This is a genomic window from Nioella aestuarii, assembly GCF_050896395.1.
GTDB lineage: Bacteria > Pseudomonadota > Alphaproteobacteria > Rhodobacterales > Rhodobacteraceae > Nioella > Nioella aestuarii.
Genome location: NZ_JBPBBA010000015.1, coordinates 14,860 through 27,731 on the forward strand (window position 1 = coordinate 14,860; position 12,872 = coordinate 27,731).

At 63.3% G+C, this 12,872-nt stretch carries 11 protein-coding genes; 10 read left to right on the top strand and 1 reads right to left on the bottom strand.

Annotated features, from left to right (window positions below):
- Positions 1-18 precede the first annotated feature (18 nt).
- The 8 genes from xdhA to ACROHD_RS10445 are packed head-to-tail and all read left to right on the top strand — an operon-like array spanning position 19 to position 10,196.
- The gene (gene xdhA, locus ACROHD_RS10410; RefSeq protein ID WP_432677691.1) at positions 19-1,398 is read left to right on the top strand and encodes a xanthine dehydrogenase small subunit; all 1,380 of its coding nucleotides are present in this window, start codon (positions 19-21) and stop codon (positions 1,396-1,398) included.
- Positions 1,395-3,803: a xanthine dehydrogenase molybdopterin binding subunit gene (gene xdhB, locus ACROHD_RS10415; RefSeq protein WP_432677692.1), complete on the top strand. Its 2,409-nt coding sequence runs from the start codon at positions 1,395-1,397 to the stop codon at positions 3,801-3,803. The genes xdhA and xdhB overlap by 4 nt, the downstream gene beginning before the upstream one ends.
- Positions 3,800-4,771, top strand: coding sequence for a xanthine dehydrogenase accessory protein XdhC (xdhC, locus tag ACROHD_RS10420; protein ID WP_432677694.1), 972 nt, complete (start codon positions 3,800-3,802; stop codon positions 4,769-4,771). Before xdhB ends, xdhC begins: the two co-directional genes overlap by 4 nt.
- 36 nt (positions 4,772-4,807) lie before the next feature.
- Positions 4,808-6,349, top strand: coding sequence for an ABC transporter ATP-binding protein (locus tag ACROHD_RS10425; RefSeq protein ID WP_432677695.1), 1,542 nt, complete (start codon positions 4,808-4,810; stop codon positions 6,347-6,349).
- Positions 6,336-7,421: an ABC transporter permease gene (locus ACROHD_RS10430; RefSeq protein ID WP_432677696.1), complete on the top strand. Its 1,086-nt coding sequence runs from the start codon at positions 6,336-6,338 to the stop codon at positions 7,419-7,421. Before ACROHD_RS10425 ends, ACROHD_RS10430 begins: the two co-directional genes overlap by 14 nt.
- On the top strand, positions 7,421-8,344 hold the full coding sequence (locus tag ACROHD_RS10435) for an ABC transporter permease (RefSeq protein WP_432677697.1): 924 nt from the start codon (positions 7,421-7,423) through the stop codon (positions 8,342-8,344). The genes ACROHD_RS10430 and ACROHD_RS10435 overlap by 1 nt, the downstream gene beginning before the upstream one ends.
- Before the next feature lie 8 nt (positions 8,345-8,352).
- The gene (locus tag ACROHD_RS10440; protein ID WP_432677698.1) at positions 8,353-9,114 is read left to right on the top strand and encodes an ion transporter; all 762 of its coding nucleotides are present in this window, start codon (positions 8,353-8,355) and stop codon (positions 9,112-9,114) included.
- 2 nt (positions 9,115-9,116) lie between these two features.
- Complete coding sequence (locus ACROHD_RS10445) at positions 9,117-10,196, top strand: BMP family ABC transporter substrate-binding protein (protein WP_432677700.1); 1,080 nt, start codon at positions 9,117-9,119, stop codon at positions 10,194-10,196.
- 56 nt (positions 10,197-10,252) lie between these two features.
- Here ACROHD_RS10445 and ACROHD_RS10450 read toward each other — a convergent pair whose 3' ends face one another.
- The gene (locus ACROHD_RS10450; RefSeq protein ID WP_432677702.1) at positions 10,253-11,017 is read right to left on the bottom strand and encodes an NAD(P)H-dependent oxidoreductase; all 765 of its coding nucleotides are present in this window, start codon (positions 11,015-11,017) and stop codon (positions 10,253-10,255) included.
- 115 nt (positions 11,018-11,132) lie between these two features.
- Between ACROHD_RS10450 and ACROHD_RS10455 the strand changes: the two genes are divergently transcribed.
- A complete protein-coding gene (locus tag ACROHD_RS10455) occupies positions 11,133-12,215 on the top strand; it encodes an NAD(P)/FAD-dependent oxidoreductase (protein WP_432677703.1) in 1,083 nt (360 codons plus the stop codon).
- Entirely contained in the window at positions 12,212-12,850 is a 639-nt protein-coding gene (locus tag ACROHD_RS10460) for a DUF938 domain-containing protein (protein WP_432677705.1), read from the top strand. Before ACROHD_RS10455 ends, ACROHD_RS10460 begins: the two co-directional genes overlap by 4 nt.
- Positions 12,851-12,872: the final 22 nt, after the last annotated feature.

Below are 12,872 nucleotides of genomic sequence, written 5' to 3' on the forward strand. Positions count from 1 at the left end.
CCGCGACAAGAGATTTGAATGACAGACGAGGTTGTTTTCCTCCTCAATGGCGCGCCGGTCCGGGTCTCGGATCAGCCGTCTACCCGGACATTGTTGGATTGGCTGCGCGAGACACAGGGCCTTACCGGAACCAAGGAAGGCTGCAATGAGGGCGATTGTGGTGCCTGCACCGTGGTTGTCACCGACGCGGACGGGTCCAAGGCCGTCAACGGCTGCATCCTGTTTCTGCCGCAGCTGAACGGCAAGGCAGTGCGCACGGTCGAGGGCATTTCCGGCCCCGACGGTCAGATGCACCCGGTTCAGACCGCGATGGTGGAGCATCACGGATCGCAATGCGGGTTCTGCACGCCCGGCATCGTGGCCACTCTGGCAGCGGCCCACACCAATGAAGACACTAAATTCGATGATGTGCTGGCAGGGAACCTCTGCCGCTGCACAGGCTACGCCCCGATCATACGGGCCGCGGAGGCTGCTGCGTCCCAACCGGTGCCGGACTGGATGCAGACCGACCGCGCGGCGGTGGCCTCTCTCGAAGCCGCCCCGCTTACCTTTGCGCCGTCAAGCAGCGATGAACTGGCCGCATGGTTCGAAGCCAACCCCGATGCCACGCTCATCGCCGGGGCTACGGATGTGGGGCTCTGGTTCACAAAGATGCTGCGTGATCTTGCGCCAGTGGCTTTTCTCGGCGGGTGCGCGGATCTGAAAACCATCTCGGAAGATGCGTCCGGGATGCGTGTGGGCGCGATGGTGTCTCTCACGGATCTTCATGCTGCCATTGCATCTCGCCATCCCTCGTTTGCCGAAATGCTGCGCCGGTTTGCCTCTACGCAAGTCAGGAACGCCGCCACCATCGGCGGCAACATCGCCAATGGGTCGCCCATTGGGGACGCGCCCCCCGCGCTGATCGCGCTTGGAGCGGAGCTTCATCTGCGCAAGGGCGACACCCGCCGCACGATCGCGCTGGAAGAATTCTTCATTGATTACGGCAAGCAGGACCGCGCGCCTGGCGAATTCGTGGAAGGCATCACCATCCCGACCCAGCCCGACCGGCTGCGCTGTTACAAGCTGTCCAAGCGCTTCGATCAGGATATTTCCGCTGTCTGTGGCTGCCTGTCGGTGACTGTGAAAAACGGCACCGTGACCGACGCAAAACTGGCTTATGGCGGCATGGCGGGCATCCCCAAGCGGGCATCGAATGCCGAGGCCGCGCTGGTCGGCCAGCCCTGGACGGAAGACACCGTGCGCGCCGCGATGGCCGCCTACGGGCAGGATTTCACCCCACTGACCGACATGCGCGCCTCTGCCGCCTACCGTCTGGAGACTGCTGCCAACATGCTCCTGCGCTATTTCCACGAGGATCAGGGCACCCTGTCCAATGTGCTGGAGGTGTCGGCATGAGCGTTCACAAATCCCTCCCCCATGACGCGGCACCCCTGCATGTGACCGGTCAGGCCCGCTATGTCGATGACATCCCGGTCCCGGCCAACTGCCTGCATCTGGCTTTCGGCATGTCCGAGATTGCCCATGGCCGGATCATCTCGATGAATCTCGACGCCGTGCGCGCCGCGCCCGGTGTGGTGATGGTACTGGCCGGTGAGGATTTCGACGAGATCCCCGATTGCTCGCCCTCGGCCCACGACGAACCGCTGCTGTCGGACGGCTCTATCCACTACCTCGGCCAACCTCTCTTCCTCGTGGCCGCGACCAGCCACCTTGCAGCCCGCAAGGCCGCGCGTCTGGCGCAGGTCGTGTACGAGGAACTGGAGCCCATCCTGACCATCGAGCAGGCGCTTGCAGCGAATGCCCGGTTCGAGGACGGCCCCCGCATCTACGAAAAGGGCGATATCGACGCGGCCCTGGCCCGCGCCACGCATATCATCGAAGGCCGGCTGGAAATGGGCGGGCAGGAGCATTTCTACCTCGAAGGTCAGGCCGCGCTTGTCATGCCGCAGGAAGGCGGCGACATGGTGGTGCATTGCTCCACCCAGCATCCAAGCGAAATCCAACACAAGGTCGCCCACGCACTCCACCGCCCGATGAACGCGGTGCGGGTCGAGGTGCGGCGCATGGGTGGTGGCTTCGGCGGCAAGGAAAGCCAGGGCAACCATCTGGCCATTGCCTGCGCCATGGTCGCGGATCGCACGGGGCGCCCCGTGAAAATGCGCTATGACCGCGACGATGACATGATGATCACCGGCAAGCGGCACGACTTCCGTATCGACTACCGTGCAGGCGTTGACGCCCATGGCAAGCTGACCGGGGTCGATTTCGTGCAGATGACCCGCTGCGGATGGGCGATGGACCTGTCCCTGCCCGTGGCAGACCGCGCCATGCTTCACGCGGACAATGCCTATCACCTGCCCGCCGCGCGCATCACCTCGCACCGGTTGCGCACCAACACCCAAAGCGCCACCGCCTATCGCGGCTTTGGCGGACCGCAGGGGGTTCTGGGGATCGAGCGGGTGATGGACCATATCGCCCACACGCTTGGCCTCGACCCGCTGGAGGTGCGCAAGGCCAACTACTACGCCGAGATGGGCGGCAAACCGGGTGCAATTCCGGAAGCCGATGTCGAGGCCAAAGGTGCGGGCACTGCCCACAAGATCAGCTCCGGCACCGGCGGCGCAAAACGCTTCGGCGGCGCGCATTCGCCCGAACCGATGGAAGCCGGTCAGCAGACCACGCCCTATCACATGCCGGTGACGGATTTCATCCTGAACGGGCTGACCGCGAAACTGGCGAAGAGCTGCGACTACCACGCCCGCCGCGCCTCGATTGCGGATTGGAACGCCAGCCAGCCGGTGTTGAAACGTGGTATCGCCCTGACGCCAGTGAAATTCGGCATTTCCTTCACGTTGACCCATCTCAACCAGGCAGGCGCGCTGGTGCATGTCTACAATGATGGCTCCATCCATCTGAACCACGGCGGCACGGAAATGGGCCAGGGCCTATTCCAGAAGGTCGCGCAGGTCGCCGCTGACCGCTTTGGCGTGCCGCTCGACCGGATCAAGATCACCGCGACCGATACCGGCAAGGTGCCCAACACGTCGGCCACTGCGGCCTCGTCGGGCTCTGACCTCAACGGTATGGCGGTGAAAGCCGCCTGCGACACGATCCGCGACCGGATGGCGGACTTCTTCGCTGAGCAGTACCAGACCAAGCCTGCACAGGTCCGGTTCGCCGATGGCATGGTCCATGTAGGCAACGAGGCAATCCCTTTCGACGAGGCCGCGAACCGCGCCTATGTCGGTCGGGTCAGCCTGTCGGCCACGGGCTTCTACAAAACGCCAGAGGTCGCATGGGACCGCATCGCCGGGCGCGGACGGCCGTTCTTCTACTTTGCGCAAGGGGCGGCCTGTTCCGAGGTCGTCATCGACACGCTTACTGGCGAAAACCGTATCCTGCGCACCGATATCCTGCATGACGCGGGCAGCAGCCTGAACCCGGTCCTCGATATCGGTCAGGTGGAAGGGGCTTTCGTGCAGGGCGCGGGGTGGCTGACCACAGAAGAACTGGTCTGGGACGGAAAGGGACGGCTGCGCACCCATGCGCCCTCGACCTACAAGATCCCAGCCTGTTCCGACCGTCCCCGCGTCTTCAACGTCGCGCTTTGGGATGCACCCAATCCCGAGGAGACGATCTATCGCTCCAAGGCTGTGGGGGAACCGCCCTTCATGCACGGGATCAGCGTCTGGTCCGCCTTGGCCGAGGCCGTGGCCGCCTGCGGCCCGAACTATGCCGACCTGCAGGCCCCCGCGACCGCCGAAGAGGTGCTTTCCGCCGTGAAGAGGGCAAGGGGATGAGCCTTGATCTGAACGCCCTTCGCGCCGCCGTCGCTGCGCATGGCCGCGTTGCGCGGATCGTGATTGCAGCCTGTGCCGGTTCGGTGCCGCGCGAAACCGGTACAGCCATGCTGGTCTGGGCCGATGGCCAGTCCGGCACCATCGGTGGTGGTGCGCTGGAGTATCAGGCGGTTGAGCGGGCGCGTCAGGCGCTGACCGGCTCGGATCGCTTCGACAAGGTGCCGCTTGGCCCCGGACTGGGCCAATGCTGTGGCGGGGCGGTTCAATTGCTGACCGAGGTTTGGGACGAGGCGCGCCTTGCAGGCGTAACTGGCGCTGTCCATGCGCGCGCCCTGCCCGGCTCCACCCACGCAATGCCGCTAAAGCTGACGGGCCATCTGCGCGCCGCACGGGCAGGTCATCGCCCGATTGAGGCACAGCTTGTTCAGGATTGGTTTGTGGAGCCGATCCGGGCCGCAACCATTCCGCTCTGGATCTGGGGGGCGGGCCATGTGGGGCGGGCGATTGTCGCCACGCTGTCCCCTCTGCCTGACTTCGCCATCACATGGATCGACAGCGCAGCGGATCGCTTCCCCGAAGACATCCCGCAAGGCGTCACCGCCCTGCCAGCGCCTGACATGCCGGCAGCCATTCGGCTGGCCCCCGTGGACGCACATCACCTGATCCTCACCTATAGCCACGAGATCGACCTGGCGCTTTGTCATGGTGCACTGGCCCACGGTTTCCGCTTCTGCGGCCTTATCGGATCAGCCACCAAATGGACCCGGTTTCGCAAGCGTTTGCAGCAGCTTGGCCACCAGGACGCCCGAATTTCACGCATCACCTGCCCGATCGGCAACCCGGAGCTCGGCAAACACCCGCAGGCCATTGCCGTGGGGGTCGCCGCCAGCCTAATCAGGAACGCCACCCGCGCCGACCTGCATCAAGATACAGACCGCAATCTGCGGCTCCACTCGGGAGGGGAGTGACATGACACATTCAGGAACAGGACCGGAGGGCGTCACATGACCGACCAACCGCTGCTATCCATCAGCAACATTACCAAGGCCTATCCGGGTGTCGTCGCAAATAGCGACGTGTCCTTCCAGATCATGCCGGGCGAGGTTCACGCCCTGCTTGGCGAAAACGGCGCCGGGAAATCGACGCTCGTGAAAATGATCTACGGTCTGGTGCGGCCCGATAGCGGCTCGATGACCTTCCGGGGCGCAGCCTATGCACCGCCAGAGCCGCGTGTGGCGCGGTCCACCGGTGTGGCCATGGTGTTCCAGCACTTCTCGCTCTTCGAAGCGCTCAATGTGGCTGAAAACATCGCGCTCGGCATGGAAAACCCGCCGCCGCAGCGCGATCTGGCCAAGCGGATTCGTGATGTGAGCGAGGCTTATGGCCTGCCGCTTGATCCTGATCGTCTGGTCGGTGATCTTTCCGCGGGCGAACGCCAGCGGGTCGAGATCATCCGTTGCCTTCTGCAAGATCCCAAGCTTCTGATCATGGACGAACCCACCAGCGTTCTGACCCCGCAGGAAGTGGAAATCCTGTTCCACACCCTGCGCAAGCTGGCCGCCGAGGGCACCTCGATCCTCTATATCAGCCACAAGCTGGAAGAAATCCGGGCGCTGTGTGACGAAGCAACGATCCTGCGGCTAGGCAAGGTCGTGGGCACCTGCACGCCGCGCGACACGTCGGCGGCGGAAATGGCGGAACTGATGGTCGGCAAATCGCTGGCCACCCCGGCCCGCGACAATGCCGATCTGGGCGATGTCATCCTGAAGGTCTCTGGCCTGTCGGTCGAACCCTCGAATCCCTTCGGCACAACGCTGCGCAATATCGGGATCGAGCTGCGCGCGGGTGAGGTTCTGGGCATTGGCGGCGTTGCCGGAAACGGCCAGGACGAGTTGCTGGCCGCGCTTTCCGGTGAAGTCACCACCGCGCCGGGGACTGTCTATCTCAACATGCAGCCGATCGGCGACAAGGGCCCCAATGAACGGCGCGAAATGGGCATTCTCTGCGGGCCGGAAGAACGGCTTGGCCATGCCGCTGCGCCGGATATGAGCCTTGTGGAAAATGCCCTGCTAACCGCACGCCAGCGCAAAAACCTTGCAAGTAGCGGCTTCATCAACTGGGGGGCAACGCGCGCCTATGCCGAGAAGGTCATTGCCGATTTCGACGTGCGCACGCCCGGCCCGGACAATTTGGCCCGGTCTCTGTCCGGCGGGAATCTGCAGAAATTCGTAATTGGTCGGGAAATCCTGCAAGACCCAACGGTTCTGGTGGTCAACCAGCCGACCTGGGGTGTCGATGCCTCGGCTGCCGCCGATATCCGGCAAGCGATCCTTGATCTGGCCCAGAAGGGCGCAGGCGTGATCGTCATCAGCCAGGATCTCGACGAACTGCTGGAGGTGTCCGACAATTTCGCCGCCCTGAACGAGGGCCGCCTGTCGAACGTGCGCTCCACGCGCGACCTGACCATGGAAACCATCGGGCTGATGCTGGGTGGGGCGCATGACATGCATGATCTGGACGAGGAGGCAATCCATGCTGAGGCTTGAGAAACGACCGTCCCCGTCAAAGGCGTGGACCATGGCGACACCGCTGCTGGCCGTGGTGCTGACCATGATCGCGGGCGGGTTGATGTTTGCCGCACTGGGCAAGAACCCGTTCGAGGCGATCCGCATCATCTTCTGGGATCCGCTCTTTCACGAAAGCTTTGCCGCGTATTCGCGGCCCCAGCTTCTGGTCAAGGCTGGCCCACTGATCCTGATTGCCATCGGCCTGTCCCTCGGCTTCCGGGCCGGGATCTGGAACATCGGGGCCGAGGGTCAGTATATCATGGGCGCCATCGCTGGTGCGTCTTTCGGGCTCGCCTTCTACCCGTCCGAAAGCCCGCTGATCTTCCCCGGAATGATCATTGCCGGTGCGCTTGGCGGTTGGGCCTGGTCGATGATCCCCGCGATCCTCAAGACCCGGTTCCGCACGAACGAGATCCTTGTGTCACTGCTATTGGTCTATGTGGCCGAGAAATTCCTGGCCTCTGCTGCCGTGGGCTTCCTGCGCAACCCCGAAGGGTCCGGCTTCCCCGGCTCGCGCAACCTCAGCCGCATCGAGTCGATGAACAACCCGGAACTGATCACGGGCACCGGGATGCATTGGGGTGTGCTATTGGCCTTCATCGCGGTCATTGCCGCCTATGTGCTGCTGAACAAGCACCTACTGGGCTATCAAATCAAGCTGGCCGGACAGGCACCGCGCGCAGCCCGCTTTGCCGGGGTGAACCCCAACAGGCTGATCGTGCTGTGCATGGGTGTGTCAGGTGCGCTTGCGGGGCTTGCGGGGCTGTTCGAGGTGTCCGGCCCTGCCGGTCAGATCAGCATCGACTTCAACGTGGGCTATGGCTTTACCGCGATCATCGTGGCCTTTCTGGGCCGCCTGCATCCCATCGGCATCCTGCTTGCGGGCCTGCTGATGGCGCTGACCTATATCGGCGGTGAACTGGCGCAGCTGATGCTGGGCATCCCCGCACCGGCAATTCAGGCGTTCCAGGGCATGTTGCTGTTCTTCCTGCTGGCCGTCGATGTGTTGTCGAGCTTCCGTATCCGCTTCAAGAAAGAGGGGGTCGCATAATGGGTATCGATCCAGTCACCCTGATCGTTGCACTGATCACCGTTTCCACCCCCGTGCTGCTGGCCGCGATCGGAGAGCTCGTCGTCGAAAAGACCGGCGTTCTGAACCTAGGGGTCGAGGGCATGATGGTGACTGGCGCCGTCATGGGCTTTGTGGTTGCCGTCAATACCGGCTCACCAACGCTTGGCTTTCTTGCCGGGATGGCCAGCGGCGTTGCGCTATCCCTGATTTTCGGGGTCCTGACCCAATTGCTGCTGTCCAACCAGGTTGCGACGGGGCTTGCTCTAACCTTGTTCGGGCTTGGCCTGTCTGCCCTTCTGGGTGTTGGCTATCCTGGATCGACGCCGCCGGTCGTGACCGACCCGTTCCCGGCCGCGATGGCCGAGATCCCGGTAATCGGTCCGATCCTATTCGGCCATTCGATGATCACCTATCTTTCCGTCCTGCTGGTTGCAGCGGTTTGGTATGTGCTTGGCTACACCAAGATGGGCCTGATCATCCGTGCCGTGGGCGAAAACCATGACGCCGCCCATGCGCTTGGCTACAAGGTGATCCGCATCCGCCTTATGGCAATCATGTTTGGCGGGGCCTGCGCAGGCCTTGGCGGCGCGTTCCTGTCGGTGGTGCGGGTTCAGAACTGGGTCGACGGGATGACCGCTGGCGCAGGTTGGATCGCGCTGGCACTGGTTGTTTTCGCCAGCTGGAAACCCTGGCGCGCGCTGCTTGGTGCCTACCTCTTCGGTGGCGTAACAGCGCTGCAACTGCGCCTGCAGGCAGCTGGCATCGACATCCCGGTCGAGATCCTTGCGATGTCGCCCTATGTCATCACCATCGTAGTTCTTGTAATCATGTCCTCGGATAAAAGCCGTGCTGCATTGAATGCGCCCGCCGCTCTTGGCAAGGTGTTCCATGCAACCGGCTAGGAGGGCACATGACTCGCAGCGAGATCCTGCAGGCAATGGATGGAACGCACCCGAAGATTGGTCGGGGCATTGCGTTCACCCTGCAGCTTCTGATCATCGTATCGGCCTTCGCCATCGCGCTCGAAACGTTGCAAGATCTGCCGCCTACAGTGCGGCAGGTGCTTGTGGTGGTGGAATACGGTGTGCTGGCCATCTTCACAGTGGAATATCTTTTACGCTTGGCCTGCTCTCGCAAACCGTGGCACTACGCGGTCAGCTTTTGGGGAATCGTGGATTTTCTGGCGATCGTGCCCGCGATCCTCTTCCTGGTGCCCGACGCCCAGTCCATCCGCTCGCTGCGCCTGCTGCGGCTCATTCGCCTGCTGAAGCTCTTTCATGCCAGCCATGCGCTGGACAGGCTCGCTCGCGCTTTCCAGAAGAACCGGAACGAGCTGTGGATCTTCAGCTTCATCGCTCTCGTCGTGCTCTATCTCTCGGCCGTGGGCATCTATCATTTCGAGCATCAGGCGCAGCCCGATTCCTTCGGCTCGATTCCCGCCTGCCTGTGGTGGTCCCTGGCGACGCTGACAACCGTGGGATATGGCGACGTATATCCCATCACACTGGGGGGACGGGCCTTTACTGGCATGGTGCTTCTGGTCGGGCTTGGGGTGATCGCAGTGCCCGCCGGCCTGATCACCAGTGCCCTGCTGGCGAGCGATATTGAGGATCCGATAACGGACCTCGATCTTGAAACAGACTACAAAACAGACACCAACAAGGAGACGTAAGAATGAAAACACTCACCAAGTTCATGGCCGTCAGCGCACTGGCGCTTGGCCTTGCCGCACCGGCAGCGGCGCAGGACGACCCGACGCAGGTCGGCTTCGTCTATGTCGGCTCCATCGGCGACCTGGGATGGACCTACGAACATGACCGCGCCCGTCTTGCCGTGGAAGAGCATTTCGGCGATGCCGTCGAGACCACCTATGTGGAAAACGTGCCGGAAGGTGCCGATGCGGAACGCGTGCTGACCCAGATGGCGCTGTCAGGTGCAGACCTGATCTTCACCACCTCGTTTGGCTACATGGACCCCACCAACGCAGTGGCAGAGCGCTTCCCGAACGTGCGCTTCGAGCACGCCACCGGCTATCGTCGCGACCATCCGAACGTATCGACCTATTCGGCCCGCTTCTATGAAGGCCGCGCCGTGATGGGCCATATCGCCGGTCACATGACCGAGTCCAACATCGTCGGCTACATCGCCTCCTACCCGATCCCGGAAGTGATCCGCGGCATCAACTCGGCCTTCATTCACGCGCGTGAAGTGAACCCCGATGTCGAGTTCCGCATCGTTTGGGCCTACACTTGGTTCGACCCGGCCGTCGAGGCCGAGGCCGCGCAGGCGCTGATCGACCAGGGCGCCGACGTGATCATGCAGCACACCGACTCCACCGCACCCATGACGGTTCTTGCAGAAGCCGGCGCCATCGGCTTTGGCCAGGCGTCTGACATGTATCAGTTTGCACCCGCTCCGCGCGTCTCGGCCATCATTGATGACTGGGCCCCCTACTACATCGCCCGGACCCAGGCCGTGATTGACGGCACCTGGGAAAGCACCGACACCTGGGACGGCATCGGGCCGGGCATGGTCGGCATCGGTGAGATCACCGACGCTGTTCCGGAAGAGGTCCGCGCCACTGCTCAGGCCATGGTCGAGGCCATCGCCTCTGGCGAGTACCACCCCTTCACCGGCCCGCTGAACCGTCAGGACGGCTCCGCGTGGCTGGCAGAGGGCGAAGTGGCCGATGACGGCACGCTGGCTGGCATGAACTTCTACGTGGAAGGCATCGTTGGCGACGTGCCGAACTGATCGCCGCCACCTGATCACCGAAAGGCCCGCCCCACCCGGCGGGCCTTTTTCCTGGGCTACGGCCGGTGCCGGATAAAGGGCGAATGGCTGGGACTGTCCGGTTTCAATCGCCCGTCAGCGTCAAAATCCGCGTCCGCGTTGAACGCGATCTCGGGCCGCTTTTCCAGCCCGGCAATCAGGTCCGCCTGACCATCCAGAACCGCGCCAAGCCGTGCCCGCAACGCCTGCTCCTCCACACCTTCAAAATAGCCATGCACCCCATGCACGGCTTCGGGCTGAAGAACGGTGAACCCCAGATAGCGCAGCGTCTGCGCCATCGGCCACAGCAACAGGTGGATATCGCCTTCTTTCCCGTCATGGCCGCTTTCCGCAGCACTCGCCCCGGTGGTCACGCAGAACAAGGCCCGCTTGCCCCGGAACATCCCGGTGTCAAAGCGCTGATCGACCGTATGCAATCGCCCGTGCAACAACACCCGGTCGAACCACCCCTTCAACACCGCTGGCGGCGCGAACCACCAGATAGGGAAGTGCAAGATCACCAGATCGGCGCGTGTCAGCTTTCCGATTTCTGCCGCTACATCCGCAGGGATCGTTCCCGCCCCGGCAGCTTCCTCCTGTGCTTTCAGCGGGTCAAACGCGCGGTCCTCCGCATATGTCGGAAAGTGCCGCCGCCCCTCAACCGCATCAAAACCCATGGCACACAGATCGCTGACCAGCACCTCATGGCCCAGTTTCCGGCAGGCCCGCGCGCTGGCCTCGGCCCAGGCCCCGTTGAAAGACCCAGGATCCGGATGCGCCAAAACGATCAAAGTGGTGGTCATGGTCTGCCCCTGGCCCGCGCGGTTTCCCGAGAACTTATCCCGGCACAGACGTTGATGACAGCCCCCCCCACATCTGCCCCTTGCCTGCCCCGCTGGTCCATGCCACCCATTCGCCATGACATATGATTTCCTCATCATCGGCGGCGGCATCGCCGGAACATCAGCGGGCGGGCGCCTGTCGCATCTGGGCAGCACCCTGTTGCTGGAGGCCGAAACCAGCCTCGCCTATCACGCTTCGGGCCGCTCGGCGGCGCTGTTCGAGTCGCAATACGGCCTGCCTGCCACGGTTCAGTTGAATCTTGCCTCGCGCGACTATCATATGACCGCCAATGGCGGCGTGCTCAGCCCACGTGGTCTCATGTTTCTGGCCGGTCCGGGCGAGGTGAACACGCTGGCCCATGATATCGACGATATGGGCCTGCACCCGATCAGCATAGACGAGGCCATGGCGCTTGTTCCCGCGCTCAACCGCGATCATCTGCGTGGCGCGGCCCATCATGACGAGGCCTGGGATCTGGATACCGATCTGCTGATCGGCAATTTCGTCAAGGAAATGCGTGGCAATGGTGGCACGGTGAAGACCGGCCAAAGGGTCGATGCGATATCGCGCGCGCACGGTCTGTGGCAGGTCAGCGCCAGGGGCGAAACATACGAGGCCCGGCAACTGGTGAACGCCGCCGGGGCCTGGGTCGACATCATCGCCAAGATGGCCGGGATCAAGCCGATTGGCATCAGTCCCCTGCGCCGATCCATGGCGCGGATGCCTGCACCCGGCGGCTATGATCCTTCGGGCTGGCCGATGCTGATCGGCGCCGGTGAAACCTGGTACGCCAAGCCCGACGCGGGCAAATGGATCGTGTCGCCCGCCGAACAGGACCCCGTGGATGAACCCCATGATGCCTGGGCCGATGACATGGTGCTGGCCGAGGGCATTGCCCGCTATCAGCCCTTTGTGACCGAGGAAGTGACGCGCGTCGAAACCACCTGGGCGGGGCTGCGCAGCTTCGCCCCTGACCGGACATTGGTTCTGGGCCGCGATATGCGAGAGCCTGATTTCATCTGGTGCGCCGGGCAAGGCGGCTATGGATTTCAGACGGCACCAGCCGCCAGCCAGTTGCTGGCCGATGTGGTGGCGGGTCGCTCACCTGAACTTGATGCCTCCACGGTCGCAGCACTCAGCCCAGCGCGCTTCGGATGACCCGCAGGCTGAACCTGCCCGAAGCCCCCGGGTCGGGTGGCGACCGGCGCATGTTCGCCCCATCTGCCCGGCGCAACATGGCCCCTATACTGGAGGTGCTGCGCGCCCATGCCCCCACCAAGGGCCGCGCGCTGGAAATCGCGGCGGGTACAGGCGAACACGCGGTAGCCTTTTCCCGCGCCTTTCCAGGGCTGGACTGGCAACCCACGGATGTGGACCCGGACCGTCTGGCCTCGATTGAGGCGTGGAGGCGGGCCGAAGGCCCCGACAATATGCGCGCACCAATCGAACTGAACGCGGTCACCCCCAACTGGCACGAAACCCATGGCCCCGCCGACATGATCCTGCTGGTGAACCTGCTGCACCTGATCTCGGAGGCCGAGGCAAGGGCCGTTCTGGCTGGCATCACTCAGGCCCTGGCCCCCGGCGGCAAAGCCTTCCTCTACGGCCCCTTCCTGCGCAATGGCGAAGCGACCAGCGAGGGCGACGCTGCCTTCCATGCCAGCCTGCAAGCACAGGACTCTGCCATCGGCTATAAGGATATCGCCTGGGTGAGCGACCGGCTGGCGCCGATGCAAACCGAAACCACCCCGATGCCCTCCAACAACCTCATGGTAATTGTCAACGCCAATTGATCCCGATCAAGGCGTGGCCCCT

What these genes read in the sequence shown, in the direction of transcription:
- xdhA (WP_432677691.1), top strand. Translation starts at nt 19, where the DNA reads ATGACAGACGAGGTTGTTTTCCTCCTCAATGGCGCGCCGGTCCGGGTC.
- xdhB (WP_432677692.1), top strand. Translation starts at nt 1,395, where the DNA reads ATGAGCGTTCACAAATCCCTCCCCCATGACGCGGCACCCCTGCATGTG.
- xdhC (WP_432677694.1), top strand. Translation starts at nt 3,800, where the DNA reads ATGAGCCTTGATCTGAACGCCCTTCGCGCCGCCGTCGCTGCGCATGGC.
- ACROHD_RS10425 (WP_432677695.1), top strand. Translation starts at nt 4,808, where the DNA reads ATGACCGACCAACCGCTGCTATCCATCAGCAACATTACCAAGGCCTAT.
- ACROHD_RS10430 (WP_432677696.1), top strand. Translation starts at nt 6,336, where the DNA reads ATGCTGAGGCTTGAGAAACGACCGTCCCCGTCAAAGGCGTGGACCATG.
- ACROHD_RS10435 (WP_432677697.1), top strand. Translation starts at nt 7,421, where the DNA reads ATGGGTATCGATCCAGTCACCCTGATCGTTGCACTGATCACCGTTTCC.
- ACROHD_RS10440 (WP_432677698.1), top strand. Translation starts at nt 8,353, where the DNA reads ATGACTCGCAGCGAGATCCTGCAGGCAATGGATGGAACGCACCCGAAG.
- ACROHD_RS10445 (WP_432677700.1), top strand. Translation starts at nt 9,117, where the DNA reads ATGAAAACACTCACCAAGTTCATGGCCGTCAGCGCACTGGCGCTTGGC.
- ACROHD_RS10450 (WP_432677702.1), bottom strand. Translation starts at nt 11,017, where the DNA reads ATGACCACCACTTTGATCGTTTTGGCGCATCCGGATCCTGGGTCTTTC.
- ACROHD_RS10455 (WP_432677703.1), top strand. Translation starts at nt 11,133, where the DNA reads ATGACATATGATTTCCTCATCATCGGCGGCGGCATCGCCGGAACATCA.
- ACROHD_RS10460 (WP_432677705.1), top strand. Translation starts at nt 12,212, where the DNA reads ATGACCCGCAGGCTGAACCTGCCCGAAGCCCCCGGGTCGGGTGGCGAC.